The 24,697-nt window shown below is 70.5% G+C and carries 28 protein-coding genes; 7 read left to right on the forward strand and 21 right to left on the reverse strand.

What is annotated here, in order from left to right:
• Positions 1-90: 90 nt before the first annotated feature.
• From lgt to ACFU5M_RS07210, 6 genes are all read right to left on the reverse strand, one after another.
• Positions 91-1,215 carry a prolipoprotein diacylglyceryl transferase gene (gene lgt, locus ACFU5M_RS07185; RefSeq protein WP_379045154.1) on the reverse strand — a complete coding sequence of 375 codons (1,125 nt, stop codon included), beginning with the start codon at positions 1,213-1,215 and terminating at the stop codon, positions 91-93.
• 347 nt (positions 1,216-1,562) lie between these two features.
• Positions 1,563-2,363 carry a tryptophan synthase subunit alpha gene (gene trpA, locus ACFU5M_RS07190; protein ID WP_379045157.1) on the reverse strand — a complete coding sequence of 267 codons (801 nt, stop codon included), beginning with the start codon at positions 2,361-2,363 and terminating at the stop codon, positions 1,563-1,565.
• A complete protein-coding gene (trpB, locus tag ACFU5M_RS07195) occupies positions 2,360-3,622 on the reverse strand; it encodes a tryptophan synthase subunit beta (RefSeq protein ID WP_379045160.1) in 1,263 nt (420 codons plus the stop codon). The genes trpA and trpB overlap by 4 nt, the downstream gene beginning before the upstream one ends.
• Complete coding sequence (gene trpC / locus ACFU5M_RS07200; protein ID WP_379045163.1) at positions 3,619-4,437, reverse strand: indole-3-glycerol phosphate synthase TrpC; 819 nt, start codon at positions 4,435-4,437, stop codon at positions 3,619-3,621. Before trpC ends, trpB begins: the two co-directional genes overlap by 4 nt.
• A gap of 183 nt (positions 4,438-4,620) precedes the next feature.
• A complete protein-coding gene (locus tag ACFU5M_RS07205; protein WP_379045166.1) occupies positions 4,621-5,433 on the reverse strand; it encodes a TIGR02234 family membrane protein in 813 nt (270 codons plus the stop codon).
• Positions 5,430-6,989: an anthranilate synthase component I gene (locus ACFU5M_RS07210; protein WP_379045169.1), complete on the reverse strand. Its 1,560-nt coding sequence runs from the start codon at positions 6,987-6,989 to the stop codon at positions 5,430-5,432. The genes ACFU5M_RS07205 and ACFU5M_RS07210 overlap by 4 nt, the downstream gene beginning before the upstream one ends.
• Positions 6,990-7,177: 188 nt before the next feature.
• Here ACFU5M_RS07210 and ACFU5M_RS07215 point away from each other — a divergent pair, with 188 nt between their 5' ends.
• The 4 genes from ACFU5M_RS07215 (at position 7,178) to ACFU5M_RS07230 (ending at position 9,363) form a co-directional block, all read left to right on the forward strand.
• Positions 7,178-7,489, forward strand: a complete 312-nt coding sequence (locus ACFU5M_RS07215; protein WP_379045172.1) for a hypothetical protein — start codon at positions 7,178-7,180, stop codon at positions 7,487-7,489.
• A gap of 157 nt (positions 7,490-7,646) precedes the next feature.
• On the forward strand, positions 7,647-8,102 hold the full coding sequence (locus ACFU5M_RS07220; protein WP_379045175.1) for a peroxiredoxin: 456 nt from the start codon (positions 7,647-7,649) through the stop codon (positions 8,100-8,102).
• A 52-nt stretch (positions 8,103-8,154) separates the two neighbouring features.
• A complete protein-coding gene (locus ACFU5M_RS07225) occupies positions 8,155-8,709 on the forward strand; it encodes a permease (protein WP_379045178.1) in 555 nt (184 codons plus the stop codon).
• A gap of 201 nt (positions 8,710-8,910) precedes the next feature.
• Positions 8,911-9,363 carry a MarR family winged helix-turn-helix transcriptional regulator gene (locus ACFU5M_RS07230; protein WP_379045400.1) on the forward strand — a complete coding sequence of 151 codons (453 nt, stop codon included), beginning with the start codon at positions 8,911-8,913 and terminating at the stop codon, positions 9,361-9,363.
• 11 nt (positions 9,364-9,374) lie between these two features.
• Here ACFU5M_RS07230 and hisI read toward each other — a convergent pair whose 3' ends face one another.
• From hisI to ACFU5M_RS07265, 7 genes are all read right to left on the reverse strand, one after another.
• Entirely contained in the window at positions 9,375-9,722 is a 348-nt protein-coding gene (hisI, locus tag ACFU5M_RS07235) for a phosphoribosyl-AMP cyclohydrolase (RefSeq protein ID WP_379045181.1), read from the reverse strand.
• 41 nt (positions 9,723-9,763) lie between these two features.
• Entirely contained in the window at positions 9,764-9,922 is a 159-nt protein-coding gene (locus ACFU5M_RS07240) for a hypothetical protein (RefSeq protein WP_379045183.1), read from the reverse strand.
• Positions 9,912-10,301, reverse strand: coding sequence for an LLM class flavin-dependent oxidoreductase (locus tag ACFU5M_RS07245; protein WP_379045186.1), 390 nt, complete (start codon positions 10,299-10,301; stop codon positions 9,912-9,914). Before ACFU5M_RS07245 ends, ACFU5M_RS07240 begins: the two co-directional genes overlap by 11 nt.
• Positions 10,302-10,344: 43 nt before the next feature.
• Positions 10,345-11,118: an imidazole glycerol phosphate synthase subunit HisF gene (gene hisF / locus ACFU5M_RS07250; protein ID WP_379045189.1), complete on the reverse strand. Its 774-nt coding sequence runs from the start codon at positions 11,116-11,118 to the stop codon at positions 10,345-10,347.
• A 4-nt stretch (positions 11,119-11,122) separates the two neighbouring features.
• Positions 11,123-11,938: an inositol monophosphatase family protein gene (locus ACFU5M_RS07255; protein ID WP_379045192.1), complete on the reverse strand. Its 816-nt coding sequence runs from the start codon at positions 11,936-11,938 to the stop codon at positions 11,123-11,125.
• A complete protein-coding gene (priA, locus tag ACFU5M_RS07260; RefSeq protein ID WP_379045195.1) occupies positions 11,935-12,666 on the reverse strand; it encodes a bifunctional 1-(5-phosphoribosyl)-5-((5-phosphoribosylamino)methylideneamino)imidazole-4-carboxamide isomerase/phosphoribosylanthranilate isomerase PriA in 732 nt (243 codons plus the stop codon). Before priA ends, ACFU5M_RS07255 begins: the two co-directional genes overlap by 4 nt.
• A gap of 63 nt (positions 12,667-12,729) precedes the next feature.
• Positions 12,730-13,191, reverse strand: a complete 462-nt coding sequence (locus ACFU5M_RS07265) for a MarR family winged helix-turn-helix transcriptional regulator (RefSeq protein ID WP_379045198.1) — start codon at positions 13,189-13,191, stop codon at positions 12,730-12,732.
• A gap of 98 nt (positions 13,192-13,289) precedes the next feature.
• Between ACFU5M_RS07265 and ACFU5M_RS07270 the strand changes: the two genes are divergently transcribed.
• Positions 13,290-13,808, forward strand: coding sequence for a nuclear transport factor 2 family protein (locus ACFU5M_RS07270; protein ID WP_379045201.1), 519 nt, complete (start codon positions 13,290-13,292; stop codon positions 13,806-13,808).
• A gap of 224 nt (positions 13,809-14,032) precedes the next feature.
• The gene (locus ACFU5M_RS07275; protein ID WP_379045204.1) at positions 14,033-14,494 is read left to right on the forward strand and encodes a hypothetical protein; all 462 of its coding nucleotides are present in this window, start codon (positions 14,033-14,035) and stop codon (positions 14,492-14,494) included.
• 42 nt (positions 14,495-14,536) lie between these two features.
• Here the strand turns inward: ACFU5M_RS07275 and hisH are convergent, their stop codons facing one another.
• The 8 genes from hisH to ACFU5M_RS07315 all read right to left on the reverse strand — a co-directional run bounded on the left by hisH (position 14,537) and on the right by ACFU5M_RS07315 (position 24,031).
• Positions 14,537-15,172 carry an imidazole glycerol phosphate synthase subunit HisH gene (hisH, locus tag ACFU5M_RS07280; RefSeq protein ID WP_379045207.1) on the reverse strand — a complete coding sequence of 212 codons (636 nt, stop codon included), beginning with the start codon at positions 15,170-15,172 and terminating at the stop codon, positions 14,537-14,539.
• Positions 15,169-15,783 carry an imidazoleglycerol-phosphate dehydratase HisB gene (gene hisB, locus ACFU5M_RS07285; protein ID WP_379045210.1) on the reverse strand — a complete coding sequence of 205 codons (615 nt, stop codon included), beginning with the start codon at positions 15,781-15,783 and terminating at the stop codon, positions 15,169-15,171. The genes hisH and hisB overlap by 4 nt, the downstream gene beginning before the upstream one ends.
• 45 nt (positions 15,784-15,828) lie before the next feature.
• Positions 15,829-16,962 (reverse strand): histidinol-phosphate transaminase, encoded by a 1,134-nt coding sequence (locus ACFU5M_RS07290; protein WP_379045213.1) that lies wholly within the window; start codon positions 16,960-16,962, stop codon positions 15,829-15,831.
• Positions 16,959-18,296 (reverse strand): histidinol dehydrogenase, encoded by a 1,338-nt coding sequence (hisD, locus tag ACFU5M_RS07295; protein WP_379045216.1) that lies wholly within the window; start codon positions 18,294-18,296, stop codon positions 16,959-16,961. The genes ACFU5M_RS07290 and hisD overlap by 4 nt, the downstream gene beginning before the upstream one ends.
• A 269-nt stretch (positions 18,297-18,565) precedes the next feature.
• Positions 18,566-20,197 (reverse strand): protein kinase, encoded by a 1,632-nt coding sequence (locus tag ACFU5M_RS07300; RefSeq protein ID WP_379045219.1) that lies wholly within the window; start codon positions 20,195-20,197, stop codon positions 18,566-18,568.
• 99 nt (positions 20,198-20,296) lie between these two features.
• Positions 20,297-22,048, reverse strand: coding sequence for a penicillin-binding transpeptidase domain-containing protein (locus ACFU5M_RS07305; RefSeq protein WP_379045223.1), 1,752 nt, complete (start codon positions 22,046-22,048; stop codon positions 20,297-20,299).
• Positions 22,049-22,096: 48 nt separating this feature from the next.
• Complete coding sequence (locus ACFU5M_RS07310; protein ID WP_379045226.1) at positions 22,097-22,963, reverse strand: arylamine N-acetyltransferase; 867 nt, start codon at positions 22,961-22,963, stop codon at positions 22,097-22,099.
• 66 nt (positions 22,964-23,029) lie between these two features.
• Entirely contained in the window at positions 23,030-24,031 is a 1,002-nt protein-coding gene (locus ACFU5M_RS07315) for an alpha/beta hydrolase family protein (protein ID WP_379045229.1), read from the reverse strand.
• Between the two features lie 183 nt (positions 24,032-24,214).
• Here ACFU5M_RS07315 and ACFU5M_RS07320 point away from each other — a divergent pair, with 183 nt between their 5' ends.
• Complete coding sequence (locus ACFU5M_RS07320; protein ID WP_379045232.1) at positions 24,215-24,697, forward strand: TerB family tellurite resistance protein; 483 nt, start codon at positions 24,215-24,217, stop codon at positions 24,695-24,697.

Raw genomic sequence — 24,697 nt, forward strand, 5'->3', positions numbered from 1 at the left:
CCCCAACGTTGCCGCAGAAGGAAACTCACAGCCGACGGCAACGGATCAGGTCGGGAACCGCCTGCGTCGGCGCACCGGCCCGTGCCGAAATCAGCTCTTGTCGGAGGCCGTCTTTCCCGAATCCGTGTTCTCCGAGGCGGTCTGAGCGGACTCGGCGGCCTGCTTCGCACCGGACTCGGCATCGGTCACGGCGCTCTCGGACGCGACGGCATCGGCATCGGTCGCGGGTTCGCCGGTGTGCGAGACCTTCCCGGGCGCCGCACCGGCCGCGCGCAGGGCGCGGATCTGCCACGGCCACGGCCGCGGGCTCGCGCCGGGTTGGAGCTGCTCGGGCGTCTCGCGACCCTTCGTCGCGAACACGAAGTAGGCGATCGCACCCACGAACACGACGGCCGAGGTGAACGAGTTGATCCGGATGCCCGCGATCTTCGTCGCCTCGTCGGCGCGCATCAACTCGACGAAGAAGCGTCCGAAGCAGTAGCCGGCCACATACAGCGCGAACAGTCGGCCGTGGCCGATCCGGAAACGCTTGTCCACGTACACCAGCAACAGGACGACGAGCACATTCCACAGCAGTTCGTACAGGAAGGTGGGATGCACGATCTTGTCGACCACGCCGGTGGAGGCGCCGTTCATCATGTCGAGCCTGCCGTCGTCACCCACCCGCCGGTAGATCTCCAGGCCCCACGGCAGGTCGGTCTCGCGTCCGTACAGTTCCTGGTTGAAGTAGTTGCCGAGCCTGCCGATGGCCTGGGCCAGCAGGATCGGCGGGGCGACCGCGTCGCCCAAGGCGGGCAATGGGATTCGGTACACCCGGCAGCCGATCCACGCGCCGATGCCACCCAGCAGCACCGCGCCCCAGATGCCGAGCCCGCCTTGGTAGATCTTCAGCGCGTCGACCGGATTCCCGTCCGCGCCGAAGTACTTCTGCCAATCGGTGGCCACGTGGTAGAGCCTGCCGCCGACCAGGCCGAAGGGCACAGCGAACATCGCGACGTCCAGGATCGCGCCGGGCTGTCCGCCGCGTGCGCGCCAGCGCCGTTCGCCCCACCAGATCGCGACGACGATGCCGAGGATGATGCACAGGGCGTACGCCCGCAGGGGGAACGGCCCCAACTGCCACACGCCCCGCGCGGGGCTGGGGATGTAGGCCAGCACGGCGCCGCTGACGCCGCCGTCGGCCAGGACACTGTCTGCGAGGACTCGTAACGTCACGGGGTCACCGTAGCGGAGAAGCTCGGCCGCCACGCCACCACCGCACCGCCCTCGTCGTGGCAGGGCGCGCCATCGCGACGCCAGGACGCGCCCGCCCACCCGTTGCCCCTCGTCGCGGCGAGCGCGATCGCTGATCCCGGATCATGACGGCGACCCGGACGCGAGCGGCGAGCCGACGAGCCGACGAACCGACGAACCGACGAGCCGACGAGCCGACGAGCCGACGAGCCGACGAGCCGACGAGCCGACGAGCCGACGAGGGCAGCCCACCATGCGGATGGCCGAGGCGCGTTCCGGTAGTACCGCGGCATTCACCCGGCAGTACACCGCCCGGCCGATCCGCCTCTCTAGGACGCCACGGTGGCCGAGCGCACGCCTTCGGCGAGTTCCGCCGTTAGTGCACGGACGGCGTCGAGGCCGTCTCCCGCCGCGCTCACCAAAGCCGAGCCCACGATGACGCCATCGGCGTAGGACGCGATTTCGGCGGCCTGCGCACCCGAGCGAACGCCGAGACCGACGCCGATCGGAATGTCGGAGTGAGCCCGGACCCGCGCGCACAGCGCGGGCGCGGCCGAGGACACCACGTCACGCGCACCGGTGACGCCCATGGTCGAGGCCGCGTAGACGAAGCCGCGACTGGCCTCGAGCGTTTTCACCAGACGCTCCTCGGTGGACGACGGCGCGACCAGGAAGATGCGGTCCAGGTTGTGCGTGGACGAGGCGACGAACCAGTCGTCGGCCTCCTCCGGAATCAGGTTCGGGGTGATGATGCCCGCGCCGCCCGCGGCGGCCAGATCACGCGCGAAGCGATCCACGCCGTACTTGAGCACGGGATTCCAGTAGCTCATCACGACGGCCTTGCCGCCCGCGCCGGAGATCGCCTCGACCACCGTGAACACGTCGCGCACCCGCACGCCGCCACGCAGCGCCTGCTCGGCGGCGGCCTGGATGGTCGGTCCGTCCATCACGGGATCGGAGTAGGCGACGCCGACTTCGATGATGTCGCATCCGGCTTCGACCATGGCGCGCACGACCTCGATCGACCCGGCCAGATCGGGGTAGCCCGCGGGCAGGTAGCCGATCAGCGCCGCGCGACCCTCGGCGCGGCAGGCGGCGAAGGTGTTCGCCAAGCGGGACTGCTGGCTCACCGGCCCTCCTCCTTCGGCTCGTCGAACAGCCCGAACCACCGCGCTGCCGTGTCCATGTCCTTGTCACCGCGGCCCGAGAGGTTCACCAGGATGATCGCGCCCGGGCCGAGTTCCTTGCCCAGTTGCAGCGCGCCCGCCACCGCGTGCGCCGACTCGATCGCGGGAATGATGCCCTCGGTGCGGCTGAGCAGCAGCAGCGCGTCCATCGCCTCGCCGTCGGTGATCGGCCGGTACTCGGCACGGCCGATGTCTTTGAGGTAGGCGTGCTCCGGGCCGACACCCGGGTAGTCCAGGCCCGCCGAGATCGAATGCGACTCGATGGTCTGCCCGTCCTCGTCTTGCAGCAGGTACGAGTAGGCGCCCTGGAACGCCCCCGGCGTGCCGCCGGTGAAGGTGGCCGCGTGCCGGCCGGTGTCGACGCCGTCACCGGCCGCTTCGTAGCCGATCAGCCGGACGTCGGCGTCGTCGAGGAACGCGTGGAAGATGCCGATGGCGTTGGATCCGCCGCCGACGCAGGCGACGACCGCGTCGGGCAGTCCGCCGGTGGCGGCCTGCACCTGGGCGCGGGCCTCCATGCCGATGATGCGCTGGAAATCGCGCACCAGCATCGGGAACGGGTGCGGGCCCGCGGCGGTGCCGAAGCAGTAGTAGGTGTCGTCGGCGTTGGTCACCCAGTCGCGCAGGGCCTCGTTGATGGCGTCCTTGAGGGTCTGCGAGCCGGAGGTCACCGAGATCACCTCGGCGCCGAGCAGGCGCATGCGCGCCACATTCAGCGCCTGGCGGGCGGTGTCGACCGCGCCCATGTAGACGACGCAGTCCAGGCCGAGCAGCGCGCAGGCGGTCGCCGTGGCGACGCCGTGCTGGCCGGCGCCGGTCTCCGCGATCACCCTGGCCTTGCCCATCCGCTTGGCGAGCAGCGCCTGACCGAGCACATTGTTGATCTTGTGCGAGCCCGTATGGTTCAGGTCTTCGCGCTTGAGCAGGATGCGCGCGCCGCCCGCGTGCTCGGCCAGGCGCGTGCACTCGAACACCGGCGAGGGGCGCCCGGTGTAGTCGCGCTGCAGCCGGTCGAGCTCGTTGAGGAAGGACTCATCGATCCGGGACTTCTCGTATTCGGCGGTCACCTCCTCGATGACGGCCATCAGCGCCTCGGGGACGTGCCTGCCGCCGTAGACGCCGAAGTGCCCGCCCACGTCGGGCTCGTGTCCGCTGCGCTGGGCGATGCCGTCGCTGGCTTGAGGTACCGCCACGCCGGTCACCGGCCCCGCCGTGCCGGCTTGGGGCAGGACGGGTGGGTGCCCGCGGTCACCAGTTCCGAGACCGCGGCGCGAGGGTCGCCGCTGGTCACAAGGCCCTCGCCGACGAGAACGGCGTCCGCGCCCGCGCCCGCGTAGGCCAGCAGGTCGGCGGTGCCGCGGATGCCGGATTCGGCGATCCGGATGACCTCGGTGGGCAGTCCGGGCGCGATCCGCGCGAACACGTCGCGGTCGACCTCGAGCGTCTTGAGGTTGCGGGCGTTCACGCCGATCACCGACGCGCCCGCCTCCAGTGCGCGGTCGGCTTCCTCCTCGGTGTGCACCTCGACCAGCGCGGTCATGCCCAGCGACTCGGTGCGGTCGATCAGGGAGGACAGCACGTCCTGCTCCAGCGCCGCGACGATCAGCAGGATGACGTCCGCGCCGTGTGCGCGCGCCTCGTGGATCTGGTACGGGCCCACGACGAAGTCCTTGCGCAGGATCGGGATGCTCACCGTGGCGCGGACCGCGTCCAGGTCGTCGAGCGACCCGTTGAAGCGGCGGCCCTCGGTGAGCACGCTGATGATCCGCGCGCCGCCGTCCTCGTAGGACTTGGCCAGGCTCGCCGGGTCCGGGATGTCGGCCAGCTCGCCCTTGGACGGACTTGCCCGCTTGACCTCGGCGATCACGCCGATGCCGTCCTCGAGCAGCGCCGCGCGGGCGTCCAGCGGCGCGGGCGCCGCCGCGGCGGCCGCCTTGACCGCCTGGAAGTCGAGAAGGGCTTCCCGAGCGGCCACATCCGCGCGGACCCCGTCGAGAATCGAGTCGAGTACCGTCATCTGGCTCGAATCCTTTCTGGGGAGACGGACTTGCTACCTGAGAATCCCCCCAGGCGCTGTCTCACCGATGCTGACAAAGAATAAATGGACCTACCGGGCGCGGATGCGCCGGGGCTCGGGTTGAACCATGCGGAAGGGCTCGGCGCAAGGTGGCACCCGCCACACCCGCCGCGCGAGAACAGCTCAGCGGCCACGTCGTTCCGCCTCACCGTGCTCCGGGTCCGCCGGACCCGACTGCCCGGCTGCGGGCTCGTCGGTCGGGTCGGTACCCGCGTCCAGCGCGTCCCACAGCACGCGTTCGGACAGCTGGGGCGAGGACGCCTCGTCCGGGGACTGCGCGCGCCGCTGCGTGACCTCCTCGGTAGCGGCGGCACGCCGGGAGACCGGGTTGTCGTACTTGCCGGACAGCCGCGCCGCCTCGGCGGGCATCCGGGCGAGTAGCGCGCCCGCTCCGAACGCGGCGACCGCGCCGAGCAGCGCGAGCACGGCCGGGAACGCCGACGTGGTCGCCGTCTCCACCTGCGCGCGCGCCGGAAGCTCGGCGAGAGTCGCGGCCCGCTCGGCGATCTTGCCTGCCTCGGTGAGCAGCGCGAACGCGGGCACCGCGGCCACCGCCGCGACCAAGGCGATCAGCACGCCGACCACGCGGCGCAACCAGCCCCTGGTGGCCAGCACGGCCGCGATCGACGCGAGTAGCACCAGCGCGAGCGGCGTGAGCGCGCCGAACCAGACCCCGCCGTCGAGGTTGTCGGTGCGGGGCTGGGTGAGGCCGTCGGAGGAGTTGACGCTCACCCAGGTCATCCGGGACGACGCCCACAGCGCGGCGGCGGCGACAGCGAGCAACGCGACCGCGGCCACGGGGTATCGGCGGCCCGACTCGGTTACCGTGCCCGGCGCCTCGGTGCGGGCGGTGGAATCCCCCGCCGCAGGGCCGTTGGTGTCCGGTGCGGGCTCCCGAGCCCGGCCCGGTTCGTCTTCGGAGTGGGCAGCCGTCATAGCGGTCCGCCGTCCGCCGCACCGGGCTCCGTGCCGTAGGCCCGCATCGTTCCGGCCGCCGCGACCGCTTTCAACACCGCCATCGCCTTGTTGCGCGATTCCACGTCCTCGTATTCCGGATCCGAGTCCGCGACCACGCCCGCACCCGCCTGTACGTAGGCCGTGCCGTCCTTCAGCAGCGCGGTGCGGATGGCGATGGCGGTATCGGCGTCACCGGCGAAGTCCAGGTACCCGACGACGCCTCCGTAGACGCCGCGCCGGGTCGGTTCGAGTTCCTCGATCAGCTCCATCGCGCGCACCTTGGGGGCGCCGGACAAGGTGCCCGCCGGGAAGCACGCCCGCACCGCGTCCAGCGCGATCCGGCCGGGCGCCAACCGGCCCGATACCGTGGACACCAGGTGCATGACATGGCTGTAGCGCTCGATGTGCCGGTATTCGGTGACCCGCACGGTGCCCGGCTCGCACACCCGGCCCAGGTCGTTGCGGCCGAGGTCGACGAGCATGAGGTGCTCGGCGTTCTCCTTCTCGTCGGCGAGCAGGCCCTTCTCCAGCAGCAGGTCCTCTTCCTCGGTGCCGCCCCGCCAGCGAGTGCCCGCGATCGGATGGGTTGTCGCAACACCGTCTTTCACGGTCACCAGCGATTCGGGGCTCGAACCGACGATGGAGAACGCGGTGCCGCCCTGGCCGTCCGGGATGTGCAGCAGATACATGTACGGGCTCGGATTGGACGCGCGCAGCATCCGGTACAGGTCGATCGGCGCCCCGTCGTAGTCCATCTCGAAACGCTGGGACAGCACCACCTGGAACGCCTCGCCCGCCTCGATCTCCTTGATCAGGCGGCGTACGCCCGCGCCGAATTCCTCGGTGGTGCGCTTGCGCCGGTACCGCGGCTCGGGCTGGTCGAAGACCGACACGGTGGATTCGGCGGGCGCGCCGAGCGCGGCGGTCATCCGGTCCAACCGGGCCACCGCGTCGTCGTAGGCCTCGTCGACGCGCTCATCGGTGCCGTTCCAGTTGACCGCGTTGGCGATCAGCGTGATGGCGCCCTCGTGGTGGTCGAACGCGGCCAGGTCGGTGGCCAGCAGCAGGACCATCTCCGGCAGGCGCAGATCGTCCAGCGCCAGGCTGGGCAGCCGCTCGATCCGGCGCACCGCGTCGTAGCCGAGGTACCCGACCATGCCACCGGTCAGCGGCGGCAGTCCGGGCAAGCGCTCGGTGCGCAGCAGCTCCAGCGTCTCGCGCAGCGCGACCAGCGGATCGCCGCCGGAGGGCGCGTCGGCCGGGAGGCTGCCCAGCCAGGCCGCCTCGCCGTCCACGACGGTCAGCGCCGACGGGCTCCCCGCGCCGATGAACGACCAGCGCGACCACGACCGGCCGTTCTCCGCGGACTCGAACAGGAAGGTGCCCGCCCGATCGCCCGCGAGCTTGCGGTAGGCCGACAGCGGAGTCTCGGAGTCCGCCAGGACCTTTCGGGTCACCGGGACCACCCGGTGCTCCGCGGCCAGCTGGTGGAACTGTTCGCGGGTCGTGGTGGTGGGAGTGGACGCACCTGACATGCACTCATCATCCCAGGCCGCGCCGATCGGCCGGTGAGCGGTGCCGGTGACACGAGGACGGACGCGACAAACCCGACAAATCAGGTCGACCGTCCGGTTCTCACGCGGTCACCGAAGGTGTGGCGGCGCTCACTACACTCGCGGCGTTCCACGTCGCACGCGGTAACCATCTCGAGAGGAGACAACTGATGTACCCCTCGCACTCGGTAGCGCCCGAGGGTCCTCGGCACATCCCGAACCACAGCGTCCCGCGCCCGCACGCCTCGCGCACAGCGGGCACCGGCCGGCCGAGCTACCCGCAAGACGTCCCGAGCAACGCGCTCGCGTCCTTCGTCACCTACGTCAAAGCACTGGAGTCCCTGGACAAGAACCGTTTCCCCGACGAATACGCCGGCCACAGCGACCGCATCAAGGAGCTTCGGCCGTTCCTGCGGGCCCACGGCATCCTCGATGTGATGGCGATCAAGAACCCTGAGGTGGCAGCGCTCATCGGCGCGTAGCCGCCACACCCTCGGCTCGTGCCCGGTCACCGGCGCGGCGATCGGATCGCAGGCGCCGCCTCCACGGGCACGAGCAACGGAGCGTGCTTCTTCATGACCTCCCCGCGCACGACCGGCGATACCCGATTCGACCAAGCGACCCGTAGTGTTCCCGGGTATGCAGCAAGGACAGCTCGCCCCCGATTTCGAGCTTCCCGATCAGTCCGGCACCCCCCGCTCGCTCGATGCGCTGCTGGCGGACGGCCCACTGATCCTCTTCTTCTATCCCGCGGCCAATACACCCGTGTGCACGGCCGAGGCCTGTCACTTCCGTGACCTCGCCGCCGAATTCGCCGCGCTCGGCGCCACCTGCGTCGGCATCAGCACCGACAACGTGGACACCCAGGCCGGCTTCGCCGACAAGCAGCGCCTCGGCTACCCGCTGCTCTCCGACGCCGACGGTGCCGTCGCCGCGAAATTCGGAGTCAAGCGCGGGCTGCTCGGCAAACTCGCGCCGGTGAAGCGGCAAACGTTCGTCATCGACACCGACCGCACCATTCGCAAGATCATCACCGGCGAGTTGCGCGCCGCGGTGCACGCCGACGAAGCCCTGAACTACCTGCGTACCAGGTAGCCCGCGCGGCGCGCCGCGACCGCGCAGCCGCTGCCGGGCCTAGGCTGGCTCCATGACTTCGACGGAGGTTCAGCCGGGCGGGCGCAAACCTACCGCAGCCGTCTGGCGCACCCGGATCATCGGCGGTGCCGCGCTGTTGGCCGTCCTCGTCGTCCTCTACTTGATCCTGTCCGCGTTCATCCCCCGCTGGTGGGCGCAGCGGTTGGGGTCGATGGTGCACGGCAGTTTCGCGAAAGGCATCGGCTGGGGTCTGTTCTTCGGCGGGATGTGCACCGTCGTCACGCTTTTCCTGTTGCTGTTCGCCGTGCTGGTATGGCGGCGCAAAGGAGGCAGGTTCCTCGCCGGTGCGGCCGCGGTCGTCGCGATCCTGTTCGCGCTGCCCAACCTGATGACGCTGACCATCGTGCTCGGCAACAGCAGTGCCGCCCACGCGGGCGAACGGATCCTGGATGTCGACGCGCCCGCCTTCCGCGGCGCCGCGCTCACCGGCGCCGTCATCGCGACGCTCCTGCTCCTCCTGGCGGTCGCGCTGTTGCTGCTGCGCAGGTGGCGGCGCACGCACCCGCGTCAGCCGAAGGCCGAGGACACACCGCCGGACAGCGTGTGAGTGAACTCACGTCATACAGCATCTTTATGACGGTCGAGCGAAGTCGTGGCAAACTCGTTGTCGCGGGTGACTGTGCACAAGCTTCTCGACAATCACTAGGACAACGAACAAAACCACGTCACTTGGCTTGAAAGAAGGCACACAGTGACGAAGTGGCTCGATCCGGTCGAACAACGCGCTTGGCGTGCGATCGTGGCGCTGATGACCCGGCTGCCGGGAACTCTGGACACCCAGCTCCAGCGCGAGTCCGGTGTGACGCATTTCGAGTACTGGGTATTGACCCTGCTGTCGGAGGAACCGGGCCACCGACTGCAGATGAGTGAGCTTGCCCACAAGGCAAATGCATCGCTATCGCGCTTGTCGCATGTGGTGTCCAAGCTGGAGCGCATGGGCTGGGCGCAGCGCTCGGCGACCGCGGGACGGCGTGGCGTGCATGCCGTGCTCACCGACGACGGGTACCTGAAGGTCGTGGAGGCCGCGCCCGGATACCTTGCGGCCGTCCGGCACCTGGTCTTCGACGGCTTGGACGACGCCCAGAAGGCCCAGGTCGCCGAACTCGGCGAACTACTGGCCGAGCGGCTCGCCGACGCGCTCGACAAGCTCGGCGGACTCACCCAGGCGAGCCGGGACGACCAGCGTCCGACCGGCGGCTAGCCCGGCGCCGGTCAGGACCGCGGGGCCAGGAGCACATCGGAGTCGAAGCAGGTGTGCGTGCCGGTGTGGCAGGCCGCCCCCTGTTGATCGACGACCAGCAGGATGGTGTCGCCGTCACAATCCAGCCGCACCTCGTGCACATACTGGGTGTGGCCGGAGGTCTCCCCTTTCACCCAGTACTGCCGGCGGGAGCGCGAATAGTACGTCGCCTTACGGGTTTCCAGCGTGCGCGCCAGCGCCTCGTCGTCCATCCACGCGACCATCAGCACGTCACCGGTGGCGCGTTCCTGCGCGACAGCCGACACCAGCCCGGCGTCGTTGCGCTTGAGACGGGCGGCGATAGCGGGATCGAGACTCATGGCACCGTTATAACAGGGGCGCCTTGGCCCGGAGTACGCGGTCAGCGCACCCGCGAGCGCTGGAGTTCCCTGAGCAGCTCCCAGGTGCGCCGCTGGTCCTCCGGGGTTGTCAGATCGGTCTGCGAAAACACCACTTCCCTCGCACCTGCCGCGAAGTGTTCCGCGACACGGGCCGCGATCAGCTCCTCGTCACCGATCACCACGAGATCCGCCGCCCGCGCCCGCACCGGACAACGCGATCACCCGGGCGTAGGACGGGATGTCGTCGTAGAACGACGTCTGGGCCGCCGCCGCACGCGCGGTGTCGAGGTCGGCGGTGACCACACCGGGGACCAGGACGGTGACCCGCGGCGCGGGCCGGCCCGCCCGACCGGCCGCGGCGGTGAGCGGCGCGACGATGTGCTCGGCCGGCGCACCGGGGCCGACCAGGAAGGGCAGGACGCCATCGGCCAGTTCACCGGTGACGCGCACCGCCTGCGGTCCCATGGCGGCCACCAGGATCGGCACAGGTGGACGCGCCCCGGCCACCGCGGCGGGCAGCGGGACGGCAGCGGTGAGCGTCTCGCCGTGGAAATCCACCGTGCGCGAACCGCCTTCCGGCTCGGCGGATTCCCGCTGGCCGCTACCTGATGACGATCTTCTCCGCCCGCATCGAATCCTTGACCTGGCCGATGGTGAGGTCGCCGAAGTGGAACACACTGGCCGCGAGCACCGCGTCGGCGCCCGCGTGCACGGCCGGGGCGAAGTGCTCGACCGCGCCCGCGCCCCCGCTGGCGATCACCGGGACCGTGACGGCCGCCCGCACGGCACGGATCATCGGCAGGTCGAAACCGGCTTTGGTGCCGTCGGCGTCCATCGAGTTGAGCAGGATCTCGCCGACACCGAGTTCAGCGCCGCGCACCGCCCATTCGACGGCGTCGATACCGGTGCCGCGTTTGCCGCCGTGCGTGGTGACCTCCCAGCCGGAGGGCGTGTCCGGCTGCTCCTCCGGCACGGTGCGCGCGTCCACCGACAGCACGATGCACTGGGAGCCGAATCGCTCGGACATCTCGCGCAGCACCTCCGGCCGCGCGATGGCGGCGGTGTTCACCGACACCTTGTCCGCGCCCGCGCGCAGCAGGCGGTCCACATCCTCGACCGTACGCACCCCGCCGCCGACGGTGAGCGGGATGAAGATCTGCTCGGCGGTGCGGGTCACCACGTCGATCATGGTGCCGCGGTCGCCGGTGGAGGCGGTCACGTCGAGGAAGGTCAGCTCGTCGGCGCCCTGCGCGTCGTAGAGTGCGGCCAGTTCGACGGGATCACCCGCATCGCGCAGGTTCTCGAAGTTGACGCCCTTGACCACCCGTCCCGCGTCGACGTCCAGACACGGGATCACCCGTACGGCCAACGTCATTGCCTCACCCTTCCTCCGCGGCCGCCGGGTCGGCCACCGTGCAGATCATGTCGAGCAGTTCCTCGTGCACGCCCGGCGCGGCCGCGAGCACGGAGCCGGAGGTGATGGTCCACGGCCTGCCCACCAGGTCGGTGACCACGCCGCCCGCCGCGCGAATCAGGGCGACGCCCGCCGCGTTGTCCCAGGGATGGTGCCCGAACACGATCGCGCCGCCGAGTACGCCGGAGGCGGTGAACGCCAGATCGATGCCGGTCGAGCCATGCATGCGCACCCGGGATGACAGCCTGCTCAGCGGTCCAAGCAGGTCGAAGCGGAATTGTCCCGGGATGCGGCCGTGCGCGTCCACGTTGAACGCGCCGAAACCGATCATGGCCTCGGAAAGCCTGCCGCGCGGCAGCGGCGGTAGCGCACGCCCGTCCAGCAGCACGGGGCCTCCGGCCATCGCGGCGTAGCGGCGACCGAGCAACGGCAGCCAGGTCAGTCCCAGCACCGGTTCCCCGTCGCGGACCAGCGCGAGCAGCATTCCCGAGAGCGGATGCCCGGAAGAGTAGTTGAACGTGCCGTCGATCGGGTCGAGCACCCACGCGGTGCCGGAGGTGAGCTGCGGTCCGCCGAATTCCTCGCCGTGCACCTCGATTCCGGTACGCCGCAGCAACTCGGCGGAGACGGTGCGCTCCAGCTCCAGGTCGAGTTCCGTGGCGAAATCGTTGCGGCCCTTCTCGACCGCGCTCGGCGCGCCGATGCCCTCGACGAACCGCGAGCACACCGAATCCAGGACCTCGCTCGCCTCCGCGAGCAGGTTCGACAGCTCCTGGCTCATCTCACCGCGGCCAGCGCCTCGGGCAGGGTGAACCGGCCCGCGTAGAGCGCCTTGCCGACGATCGACCCCTCGACGCCGTCCGGCACGAGTTCGGCGATCGCGACCAGATCCGCGATGGTGGACACGCCGCCGGAGGCGATGACCGGGGCGTCGGTGGCCGAGCAGACCTCGCGCAGCAGGTCCAGGTTCGGGCCGGTGAGCGTGCCGTCCTTGGTCACGTCGGTCACCACGTAACGCGAGCAGCCGTCCCGCTCCAGGCGCTCGAGCACCTCCCACAGGTCGCCGCCGTCGCTGACCCAGCCGCGGCCGCGCAGCCGGTACTCGCCGTCGATGATGCGCACGTCCAGGCCGACCGCGATGCGCTCGCCGTGCCGGGCGATGGCCTTCGCGCACCAGACCGGGTCCTCCAGCGCGGCGGTGCCGAGATTCACCCGGGCGCAGCCGGTGGACAAGGCCGCCTCGAGGCTCTCGTCGTCGCGGATGCCGCCGGACAGTTCCACCTTGACGTCGAGTTCACCGACCACGCCCGCCAGCAGTTCCCGATTCGAGCCCCGGCCGAACGCCGCGTCCAGGTCGACCAGATGCACCCATTCCGCGCCGGCTTCCTGCCAGGCCAGCGCCGCCTCGCGAGGCGAGCCGTAGCTGGTCTCGCTCCCGGCCTCTCCTTGCACGAGGCGCACGGCCTCTCCGTTGGCGACATCGACGGCGGGTAGCAGCACAAGACTCACGAGAGCAGCCTAGTGGTTACCCGGCCGCGTCCGAGTGCAGGGCCTGGGCGGATGGGACCGCCATCACCGCGGCGGCCCGGCCGCGTGCGCGTCCAGGATGCGGGTCAGCAGCGTGACCAGGGTGCGCCGGTCGTCCGCGGAGAAGCCGGCGAGCAGTTCGTCCTGGGCGACCTTCAGCCGCTCGTCGAGATCGGCCAAGTGGCGCGCGCCTGCGGCGGTGAGGGTGACGATGTTGCGGCGGCGGTCGGCGGCGTCGGGGCTGCGCTCGACCAGCCCCCGTGCGGCGAGATCGTTCACCGCCGCGACCACGTCGCTGCGGTCGATGCGGGTCCGCCTGCCCAGCTCCGCCTGGCTGGCCGAACCGAACTCCCCGAGCGTGGCCAGCAGCGCGTAGTGGTGCCGCCGGGAGCCGGTGGGCTCCAGCGCCCGCTCGGTCGCCCGGTTCGCTACGAGCGCGACCTGATTGACCAACCTGGTGGGCAGGACCCGGAGCCGTCCCGCGGCGTCCGCGTGCGCTATGTCCATGCGGTCACTCTAACAAAATCGTTGGCAGTACCCACGATCTGTTATGTTGGTTAAACCAACATTGGCCGTACCAACGTTCTATTCGAAAGGCGCTTTCGATGCGCAAGATTCATTCCGCCCTCTCCTTGCTCGTTCTTCCTCTGGCCGCCCTGGCCGCCGCCTGCACCTCCGCCGCCGCGACCCCCGCGCCAGAGGTGCGCGAGATAGTGGACCGGCAACAGATCACCGCTCTGGTCGACCGGCTCGGCCGTGCCTTGGACGAGGGCCGCTTCGACGACCTGCGGGCGATCTTCACCCAGGACGCGACCGCGAAGACGCCCGGCGGCACGGCCGAAGGGCGCGCCGCGCTGATCGCCCAGGCGAGCCGGAATCACAGCGACGAGCAACGCATCCAGCACGTCATCGGCAACGTGCTGATCGATCTGCGCGGCGACGCGGCCGATGTCCGGGCCAACTTGATCGCCACCTTCGCGCCCGCCTCCGCCGACGGGACGATTCCGCAGCCGCGATACACCCTCGGCGAGATCTACCGCTTCGACGCGGTCCGTACCGAGAAAGGCTGGCGGCTGTCCCGCGTACAGACCACTCCGATCTGGTCCACCGGCACTCGTCCGTGACCGGTGCGCGGCGTAGCTCCTCGGCAGCGGGCGTCATGAGCCGTCGTCGGCCTCGGCTCGAGTGCGGCGGGCACAGGCGGCGCGAGAGCGGTGAAGTAGCCGGACAGTTGGATGCGGCGGCGGAGACCGGCGCGGGATCGCCGCGCAGCGGGCCGGGCGGAAGGTAACGTCTCCGCTCGGCGATCACCCCCGGTCGCCGCTTCCCCTTCGCACCGAGGAAGTGCATGTCACGATCCACACTCGCTGCCGCCCTGTCGCTTTCGGCAGCAGCCTGCTTCGCGGCCTTCGTCGCCGCACCCGCCGCCACCGCCGCCCCGCCCGAGGAGGCGCGCCTGGCGGGATGCGAATTCGGCTTCGCCGCGGCGACCTACGACTACGCGCGATTCGGCGAACACGCCCGCCGCATGCTCGACCTCAGCACCGGTGAGTTCCGTGCCGAGTTCGAGAATTTCCGCGCCAATATCCAGGCCGGCGCCGAGGCCGCGCACAGTCGCGCCGAGGCCAACTCGGCCGACTGCCGCATCGTCTCCGGCGACGACCACCGAGCCGAGGTGGACGTCGTCGTGGTGCGCACGGTGACCAGCGATGAAACCGACGGTCTCCCGCAGACCAGCCGCATGGCGATGACCGTGACGGTGGACAACGTCGACGGACGCTGGCTGGTCAGCAAGGTTCGCAAGCACTGACCGGAGGGGCGGTCCCGCGCGCCTCGGTGCGCGGGACCCGCCCTACAGCGAGTTCACCCAGTTGCGCAGCAGGTGAGCGCCCGCGTCGCCGGATTTCTCCGGGTGGAACTGGGTCGCCGACAGTGCGCCGTTCTCCACCGCCGCCAGGAACGGCACCCCGTGCTCGGCCCAGGTCAGCTTGGGCGCGGCGAAGTGCTCGCTGGGCGGCAGGTCCCAGGTCTGCGCGGCGTAGGAGTGCACGAAGTAGAAGCGGGTGCCGGCGTCGAGGCCGGCGAACAGAACGCTGTCGGACGGGGCGGAGACGGTATTCCATCCCATGTGCGGCAGCACTGGCGCCGAAAGTCGGTCGACCGTGCCGGGCCATTCAGCGCACCCGTCGCTCTCCTCGCCGAACTCGACACCCCGCTCGAACAGGATCTGCATGCCGACGCAGATGCCGAGCACCGGGCGTCCGCCGGCCAGCCGCTGACCGATGAGGCGCTCGCCCCGGACCTCGCGCAGTCCCGCCATGCACGCGGCGAACGCCCCGACGCCCGGCACGACAAGACCGTCGGCGGCCAGCACGGCCTGCGGGTCCGCGGTCACATCGACGCGCGCGCCCGCCCTGGTCAGCGCCCGTTCGGCGGAGTGCAGGTTGCCGGAGCCGTAGTCGAGCAGGGCCACCGATTTGGCACTCACAGCGTTCCCTTCGTCGACGGGACGCCGCTGACCCGCGGGTCGAGTTCCACCGCGGCCCGCAGCGCACGCGCCACGGCCTTGAATTCGGCCTCGGTGACGTGGTGCTGATCGCGACCGTAGAGCACCCGCACGTGCAGGGCGATGCGCGCGTTCAACGCGATCGACTCGAACACGTGGCGATTGAGCACGGTGGAGTACGGCGCGCCGGGGCCGGACCCGGGAATCACCGTGTGCACCAAGTGCTCCGGCTCGCCGGTGTGCACACAGTAGGGGCGGCCGGACACGTCGACCGCGGCGTGCGCCAGCGTCTCGTCCATCGGGATGTAGGCGTCGCCGAAGCGGCGGATCCCGGCTTTGTCGCCCAGCGCCTTGCCGAGCGCCTGACCGAACACGATCGCGGTGTCCTCGACCGTGTGGTGCGCCTCGATCTCGATGTCGCCTTCGGCGCGCACGGTCAGGTCGAAGCTCGCGTGCGCGCCGAGCGCGGTCAGCATGTGGTCGTAGAACGGGACGCCGGTGGCGATCTCGGTCTTGCCGGTGCCGTCCAGATCCAGCTCGACCACGATGCCGGATTCCTTGGTGACCCGCTCCACCCGTGCGGTCCTACTCATGCTCACGTCCAATCGAGTTGTCGCCGAACATTTCCCGGCGCTGGTTCATCGCGGTGCGAGGTCGCTGCCTGCCAGCAGCCCGCTGACCCGCAGCAGTTCGTCGTTCTCGGCGGCGAGGCCGATGGTGGTGCGCAGATAGCCCGGAATACCGACGTCGCGGATCAGCACGCCGCGCTCGAGGTAGCGCTGCCAACTGCGCGCGGCGTCGGCGAAGCGGCCGAACAGCAGGAAGTTGGCGTCGCTGGGGATCACGTCGTATCCGAGTTCCCGCAGTGCCGCGGCCACCCGGTCGCGCTGCGCGGCCAGTTCGGCGACGCTGCCGAGCGTCTCGTCGGCATGCCGCAGGGCCGCGCGCGCGGCGGCCTGCGTGACCACCGACAGGTGGTAGGGCAACCGCACCAGCAGCATCGCGTCGATCACCGCGGGCGCGGCGACCAGATAGCCGAGCCGCCCACCGGCGAACGCGAACGCCTTGCTCATCGTCCTGGTCACCACGAGCTTCGCGGGGAACCGGTCGATCAGTCCGATGGCGCTCGGCTGCGCGGAGAACTCGCCGTATGCCTCGTCGACCACCACGATGCCGGGGGCTGCCGCGAGGATGCGCGCCAGATCCTGCTGCGAAATGCTGTGCCCGGTGGGATTGTTCGGGCTGGTCACGAACACCACGTCCGGCGTGCGCTCGGCGATGGCGGCCAAGGCGTGGTCGATGTCGAGGGAGAAGTCGGCGTTGCGCTCGGCTTCGATCCACTCGGTGTCGATGCCTTCGGAGATGATCGGGTGCATCGAGTACGAGGGCACGAACCCCAGTGCGCTGCGGCCCGGTCCGCCGAAGGCCTGCAACAGCTGCTGCAGGATCTCGTTGGAGCCGTTGGCCGCCCAGACGTTGCCGGTGTCCACCTCGACACCGGTCTGCGTGGTCAGATACCGCGCCAGATCGGTGCGCAGAGCGACGGCGTCGCGGTCCGGGTAGCGGTGCAGGTCCGCGGCGGACGCGCGGATCGACTCGGCGACGTCGTCGATCAGCGCCCGGCTGGGCGGATGCGGGTTCTCGTTCGTGTTGAGCTGCACGGGGACCGTCAATTGCGGTGCGCCGTAGGGCTTCTTGCCTCGCAAGTTCTCCCGCAGCGGCAGGTCGTCCAGGGTCAGGTCCGCGCCGGGCGCGCTGGCCGAGCGCGTCACGACAGGGCCTCGAAACGCGCTTGCACGGCCTGGCCGTGGGCGGGCAGGTCCTCGGCGTTCGCCAGCGCCACCACATGACCCGCGACATCCTTCAGCGCCGCTTCGGTGTATTCCACGACGTGGATCCCGCGCAGGAAGGTCTGCACGCTCAAGCCGGAGGAGTGCCGCGCGCAGCCCGCGGTGGGCAGCACGTGGTTGGAGCCGGCGCAGTAGTCGCCCAGGCTGACCGGCGCGTACGCGCCGACGAACACCGCTCCGGCACTGCGCACCCTGGCCGCGACCGCGGGCGCGTCGGCGGTCTGGATCTCCAGGTGCTCGGCGGCGTAGGCGTTCACCACGCGCAGGCCCTGCTCGATGTCGTCGACCAGGACGGTGCCGGACTGCTTGCCGCGCAGCGCCTCGCTCACCCGGTGGGCGTGCTTGACCATCGCCAGCTGCGTGTTCAGCGCCACGTCCACCGCGTCGGCCAGCTGCTCGCTGTCGGTGACCAGCACGCTGGCGGCCAGCACGTCGTGCTCGGCCTGGCTGATCAGGTCGGCGGCTACATGTGCCGGATCAGCGGTCGCATCGGCGAGGACCGCGATCTCGGTGGGGCCCGCCTCTGCGTCGATGCCGACCAGGCCGCGGCACAGCCGCTTGGCCGCGGTGACGTAGATGTTGCCCGGCCCGGTGATCAGGTCGACCGGCTCGAGCTGCGCGCCGTCGGTGTCGAGGCCGCCGTAGGACAGCAGCGCGACGCCCTGGGCGCCGCCGACCGCCCATACTTCGTCGACGCCGAGCAGCTGCGCGGCGGCCAGGATGGTGGGGTGCGGCAGCCCACCGAACTGCGCCTGCGGCGGCGATGCCACCACCAGCGAGCCGACGCCCGCGGTCTGCGCGGGCACCACGTTCATCACGACGCTGGACGGGTAGACGGCGTTGCCGCCCGGCACATACAGGCCGACCCGCTCGACGGGCACCCAGCGCTCGGTGACGGTGCCGCCCGGCACCACCTCCGTGGTCTTGTCGGTGCGCCGCTGATCGGCGTGCACCTTGCGCGCCCGTGCGATGGACTCCTCCAGCGCCGCGCGGACCGCTGGGTCCAGCCGCTCCAGCGCGGTTTCCAGCTCGGCCGCGGGCACCCGGACCGTCGCCGGGATCACCCCGTCGAAGCGTTCACTGAACTCCAGCGCCGCCGACACACCCTGATCGCGGATCGCCTCGACCACCGGACGCACCTGATGCAGCACCGAGTCCACGTCGACTCCCCCGCGCGGCAGCGCGGCGCGCAGCTCGGCGACGGAGGGAGTACGACCGCGCAGATCGACGCGGGCGAGCTCGATGCGGGATGTCATGTGGTGTCGGTCCTTGTCTCCAGCTGAATCCGCAACAGGAAAGTTGCCGCTACCAGCCTAATGGGCCGACGTCGGCCGGTATCCGCGTGGTCCGGGCGGGCCGGGTCGCGACGGCGCGGAGTGCGCAGGTCCGGCGGCCCGCACGTTGCCGCGGTGTGCCGAACTGTGGCGTCGCTCTCGTCTGGCGAACGGCTTCGCTCGCTCGCGTCCGCCCCTGGTGCCGCAGCGACAGCGGCGCTCGCCGTCGCTTCCGAACCCGGGTACTCGCGTCAATGCGTGTCGCTGTCGATCAGCACAGACCCGTTGCCGGGATTGATCACCCGAAGCGTCACCGACTTGTTCTGGCCGCCGTAGGTCACGCTGGCCACGTTGACGTCCACCGAGCCGTCCGCGTTGGTGCCCGAACCGCCACCGGCCGTGTCGACGGTGTTGAAGCCCGTGACCCGATTCTGCGTCCAGTAGTCCTCGAAGGCTTGCTGGCTGCCGAACACCTGCTGAGCAGCGGGGGTGAGCTGTTTCCAGGCAGCGGAGAAACTCAGATACGTGAGGTTGTTGTAGAAGTTCACCACCAGATCGATGGACTGTCGCGAGTCGGCCTTGCCGACGCTCTTCGTCTCCCCCACGGGGACGGCGGCGGACGTCGTGTTGCCGCCGGGGCGAGTCGAGGCGACCACCGATGATGTACTGCCCTGCGCCGCGGTGGTGCCCGAGCCCGACGAGCTCAGCGTGTTCACCAGGATGGCTCCGGCCACCACGACCGCACCGATCAGCGCACCGATCAGTACCGCGCGCCGGTTCCCTCCCGAGCCTTGCCTCGGCGTCGGGCGCGGCTGCGCCATGGTGCGGGGATGGGTGGCGGTGTCCGGGTGGGGAGGCGGCGGGGGCACGGGACGGGGACGCGGCTGACGCTCGGTCGGCGTGTACGGCGCCGAAGCCATCGCCGACGGTCGCAGCGCGCGTGTCGCGGATTCGGGCTCGCCCGCCCTCGGCCGGGCGAACGCTTCGCTGGCAGGCACGAACCCGGCGGCCACCGGCGCGGGACCGGCATCGGCGAACGCGGCGAGGTGGTCGCGTGCCGCCCGCATGCTCGGACGCTCGCGCGGCTCGGGGCTGAGCAGGTCGAGCAGGAAATCTGTCGCGGGCCCGGCGTTGCGCGGTTCGCTCAGCTGACCGTTGGCGGCGGCGTAGAGCACCGCGAGCGGGTTGGAGCCCGCGCCGTAGGGCGGCTCGCCCTCGAGCGCGTGGAACAACGTGGCGCCCAGCGCGAACACATCGGAGGCGGGGCTGGGATCGGAGCCGCGGGCGACCTCGGGCGCGAGGTAGGCGGCGGTGCCGCAGATCAGTCCGGTCTCGGTGAGGGTGACGTCGCCGGTCGCGCGGGAGATGCCGAAGTCGGTGATCTTCACCGTGCCGTGATCGTCGAGCAGGATGTTGCCCGGTTTCACGTCGCGGTGCACGATGCCCGCCTGGTGCGCGGCGATCAGCGCCGAGGCGACCTGCTCACCGATCCGCGCGACCTGGGTCAGCGGCAAGGTGCCCTGCGCGCCGATCACCGCGGCCAGGCTCTTGGACTTCAGGTACTCCATCACCAGGCAGGGATCGCCGTCGTGCTCGGTGATGTCGAACACGACGATCGCGTTCGGATGCTGGAAGCGGGCGGCGTTGCGAGCCTCCCGGATGGCGCGCTGCCGCACGACGACGCGTTCGGCCTCGGGCAGGCTCGGCTGGATGTGGATTTGCTTGACGGCCACGGAGCGCTGGAGGCGTTCGTCGACGGCACGCCAGACCACGCCCGTGCCGCCGCTACCAATCCGCTCGACCAGGCGGTAATGCTCCGCGATCAACTGACCGGTATCGATGGCGCCTACTCCGAACCTTCTCGAAATCGTGACATCCCGCATATTGATTACTCACGCGGTCCGGGGATGAGTGTAGCGGGCGCCGGAACACTCGTACGCGTCAGCCGGGCCTTACCGCGGCCCCAAATCGCCCGAATCGGACTATCCGCGAGCCCGCAGCATCCGGCCCGCCGCGTCCACCGCGGGCGCAGAACTGCTCGCGTCGCTGATGAACACCGCAAATGCCAGGTCGCCGTCGATGCCGACGAACCAGCCGTGCGCGTGGGTGTCATCGATGTACTCCGCGGTGCCGGTCTTGCCGAGCAGTCCCGGGAGGTCGCGCAATTGCGTCGCGGTGCCGTCGGTGATCGTCTCGCGCATCATGGCTTTCAGCTGGTCGTCGACCTGCGGGGGCAGCGCGTCCGGCGTGCGGTCCGGCGTACCCGGCTTGCCCGCGACGAGCGTGGGCGCGGGCACGGCGCCGCGGGCGATGGACGCGGCGACCAAGGCCATTCCGAACGGCGACGCTGTTACCTGCCCTTGACCGATCGCCGACTCCACCCGCAGCGCGGAGGTATCCGCCGCCGGAACTTTTCCGGTGACAGTGGTCAGGCCCGGTGTGACGTAGTCGATGCCGAGTCCGAGCTGTGCGGCCGCTTTCGTCAGGGCGTCGGCGGGCAATCGCACGCCGAGGGCGCCCATCGTGGTGTTGCAGGACCGGGCGAACGCGGTGTGCAGCGGAACCGGACCGAGATCGAAGTTGTTGTCGTTCGGGATACGGCGGCCCTCGATGTTCGCGGTCCCCGGGCAGGGCAGCACGGTGTCGGGTGTCACGGTGCCCGCCTGCAACGCGGCGGAGACGGTGACCGTCTTGAACGTCGAACCCGGCGGGTAGAGCCCCGTCAGCGCGATCGGGCCCTGTGCGTCGGCGGCGGCGTTCTGCGCGATCGCGACGACCTCACCGGTCGAGGGCCGCAGGGTGACGATCGCGGCGGGCTGGGCGACCGGAGCCAGCGCGGCCTCGGCCGCGCGCTGCATGCCGAGATCGAGCGTGGTCGCGATGTCGGCGGTGGGCTTCGGGTCCGTCCCGGCGACGCGCTGGGTGCCCTGCGGCGTCTGGGCGCGCACCGCCCATCCGGCGTTCGCGTCGGCGGACTCCTGCCACAAGTCGGCCAGTCCGGACAGTGTCGGGGCGGCCAGCGCCTTGTCGGTCGTCAGCAGCCGGGTCTGCGGCGCGAGGGTGACGCCCGGCAACGCGGTCAGGCGCTCCTGGATCGGGGCGAGGTCCGTCTCGCGCAGGGTGATCGCGGTGATCGGCTTTCCTTGCGCCGCCGCCAGTTCGGCCTGCAACGACTGCGCGGTGAGGCCGGGCGAGAGCGGGCCGAGCAGATCCGCGACCGCGGTGAGGTCGGCGCCGGGAGCGAGCATCACCAGCGTGACGATCTGCTCGGTCATCAGTTCGCCGCCCGCGGCATCGAGTATGCGGGCCGGTGCGGGATAGACCCTGCTGTAGCTCAACGGCCCGTCGGCCAATCCCGGGGCGACGGTGGCGGGATCCCACTTCACCCGCCACCCCCTCCCGTCGTCGTGCGCGGTGCCGTTGGTGGTGTAGGTCCACTCGGACTTGCCGTCCGCGCCCAGTTTCCAGGTGGCGGCCAGCGCGAAACCGTCGTCGTCGACCGAGCGGACCTCGAAGCGCACATCCTTACCCAGCCCCTCGTAGAGCGCGCCGAGGGTGTCGGAGGCCAGGGCCGGGTTGTCGGTGAGCGCGGCCGCCGCGGCGATGTCGTCCTGGTTCAGCGCCTCGGCGAACTGCCCGGCCACGGTGTCGGGTTGATCCGGTCCGGACGAGCAGGCGGCGAGCACGAGCACCGGTGCGGCGAACAGGACGAGGGACTTCCGGTTGGTACGCACGCCGACGACCTTATCGGGCCGGACGCGATGCCGGGCGGTGGCGCGATGTCAGTCGCGCGACCACCCGGCCTCCGCCAGCGCGGCGGCGTCGGCGTCGGTGAGGTCGATGTCGAACACCTCGGCGAGGATCTTGGGCAGGTCGGCGGGTTCCAGTTCCCGCGTATCGCTCGACCCGTCGGGGTACTCGGTGACGAACGTGGTGCCGTCCAGCACGTGATGCACGTGCGGGTGGAAGCGCTGCACATACGGCCGAGTGGTGAACGGGGATCGCGGTGAGGTCGACACGAAGTGATTGCCGACGGCGTAGTCGATGCGGTACTGCGGATTCAGGGTGAAGCTGTGCCGATCGATCCACCCGTCGCGGCCGTATTGGTGCAGCACCCACAGCTCGGAATCCAGCTCCCCGCGTGTGCGCTCCAGCCGGAACTTCCACTCCCCCGCCGTGAATTCGCCCGTCTCGGACGATAATTCGAATGGCGCGAGCGGTCCGGCGCCGAAGCCGACGTCGCACAGCCAGACCCGGTCGTCGCCGGTGGTCGTCACGCGCAGCAAGGCGTGCGTGGCGGGGCGCAAACCCGCGCCCGCGCCCATGCTCACCCGGCCGCTCAGGCCGGTGACGCCGAAACCGAGTCGTTCCAGCGCGGCCGCGAACAGTCCGACGTTCTCGTAGCAGTAGCCGCCCCGGCGGCGGCGCACGATCTTGTCCTGCAAAGTCGCCAGGTCGAGCGGGATCGACCGGCCCAGGATGATCTCCAAGTTCTCGAACGGGATAGCGGTGGTGTGCGCCCGCACCAGGTCGTGCAGCGTCCGGACGGTCGGGGCGCGCTCGCCGTCGAAACCGATCCTGGCCAGGTAGGCGTCCAGATCGAGATCCGCTCCGTTCCAGTGGTAGGCCGGGTCGGTCGGCTTGCTCATCACGTCCTCGCTTCGTCGTTCGGTCTTCTCACTCAACCGCGCGGAGGGACGATCATGTTCCCGGCCTCACGCCGCGCATTTCGCGCCCGCGGGGGCGGGCGGGGCGGTGACGACGCCGTGCGCGACGTCCACGACATAGTCGCGGTCCGGGCCGTCGACCGGTTCCGTGCCGAGCAGCAGTCGCTCGACGACGCAGCCGCCCTCGAAGAAGGCAGGGCCGACGCTGTGGTCGCCCGGCGCCACCCGGCCGTTCAGGTCACGCCCGGTGAGGATGGTGTACATCGAGGCGGGCTTGCCCGCGGCGGCAAGTCCCGCGCGCATCTCCACGCTGGTGGCGTAGGGCACCACGTCGTCGGCGGTGCCGTGGATCAGAAAGGCGCGCCGCACGTCCATCCGGGCCGCCAGCAGCGCGGGCGAGCGTTCGGCGTAGGCGAGCGGACAGGCGGCGGGCGGGCAATCACCGGCGTCGCGCTCGATCTGCGCGGGCAGTGCCGGATCTACGACCACCGCGCCCAGCCACATCGTGAAATCGTCGGCGGGACCGTAGTTGTCGACCCAGTAGTCGAACATCCCGCGCGGACCGTGCGCCGCCGCCAGGCCGCTGGTGATACCGCCCTGGCTCCAGCCCCACAGCACCGTGCGGGCGATCGAGCGGTGGTCCTGCCGGTACCAGTCGGTCGCGGCGACGATGTCGCGCCAGCCCGCCCACAGATTCCACTCTCCGGTGCGCCATCTGCTCTGCGCGGAGCGCAGGTCCATCGACAGGATCGGGGTCGTGGTGCGCCGCGCGATCGAGTCGAGGTAGCCGGCGAAGTCCGCCGACGACCCGTCGTGCCCGTGCACCGCGACCACGAGCGCTTGCGCGGTCACATCGCCCTCGGCGCACCGGTAGGGCTCGTAGACGCGCCCGGTCGCCTCCTCACCGTCCACGGTCAGCGAGACCGGGCGCACCACCACACCCGCCGCGCAGGCCGGATCCGCCGAAACACGCGGCGCCGCGGAGATTGTCGTCACGAGCACGCCGACCAGCGCGCAGCAGAGGAGGAGTACCGGATATGCCCGTCGCATCCTCGGATGATGTCACGGCGTCCGGGCGTCCCGCTCGCCCTGATCCGCGCCGGGGAACCCGAGAACCGATCCCGAATTTTGGGGGCAGGCTCCGGCGTTCGCGCCCTGTTACGGTCCCGGTATTCATTCCGAGTCCGGATGGCACGGGTCCGCGCGTTCGGACGTCTTCTCATGGAGTCAGCCATGACCTTCGCACCCCGGCGCATCCCCGACGTGACCCTGATCGGTTCGGCCGAGACCGCCGCGATGTGGCGAGAACAGTTGCTCGCCAAACGGAACCAGTTGCGCGGCGGCAACTTTCGTGACGCCGCCGTCGCCCTGTGTGCACTGGTCGCGGTGGCCGACGGCACGACCGCGGTGGCCGACCGCGCCACCGTCGCCGAGCTGGTCACGGCCGATCCGGTCCTGCGCAATTTCCCGGTCGACGACTTGCGCGCCCTGTTCGAGGACAACTGCAATCGGCTGGCGAACGATCCGATCCGCGGCTGCGCGCACGTGCTGCGGCAGATCGCCAAAGCGGGTGGAAAGCCGGCCGAGGCGGACGCGGTGATCCGCACCGGCATACTGATCGGCAGCGGCGCCGGCGCCTGCGGCCCGGAAGCGGCCGAGGCCGTCCGCGACGCCTGCCGGACGCTGCGCCTGGCCCCGGAGCGCTTCGGCCTCTGA

Origin of the sequence: Nocardia sp. NPDC057455 (assembly GCF_042802775.1) — a bacterium.
GTDB lineage: Bacteria > Actinomycetota > Actinomycetes > Mycobacteriales > Mycobacteriaceae > Nocardia.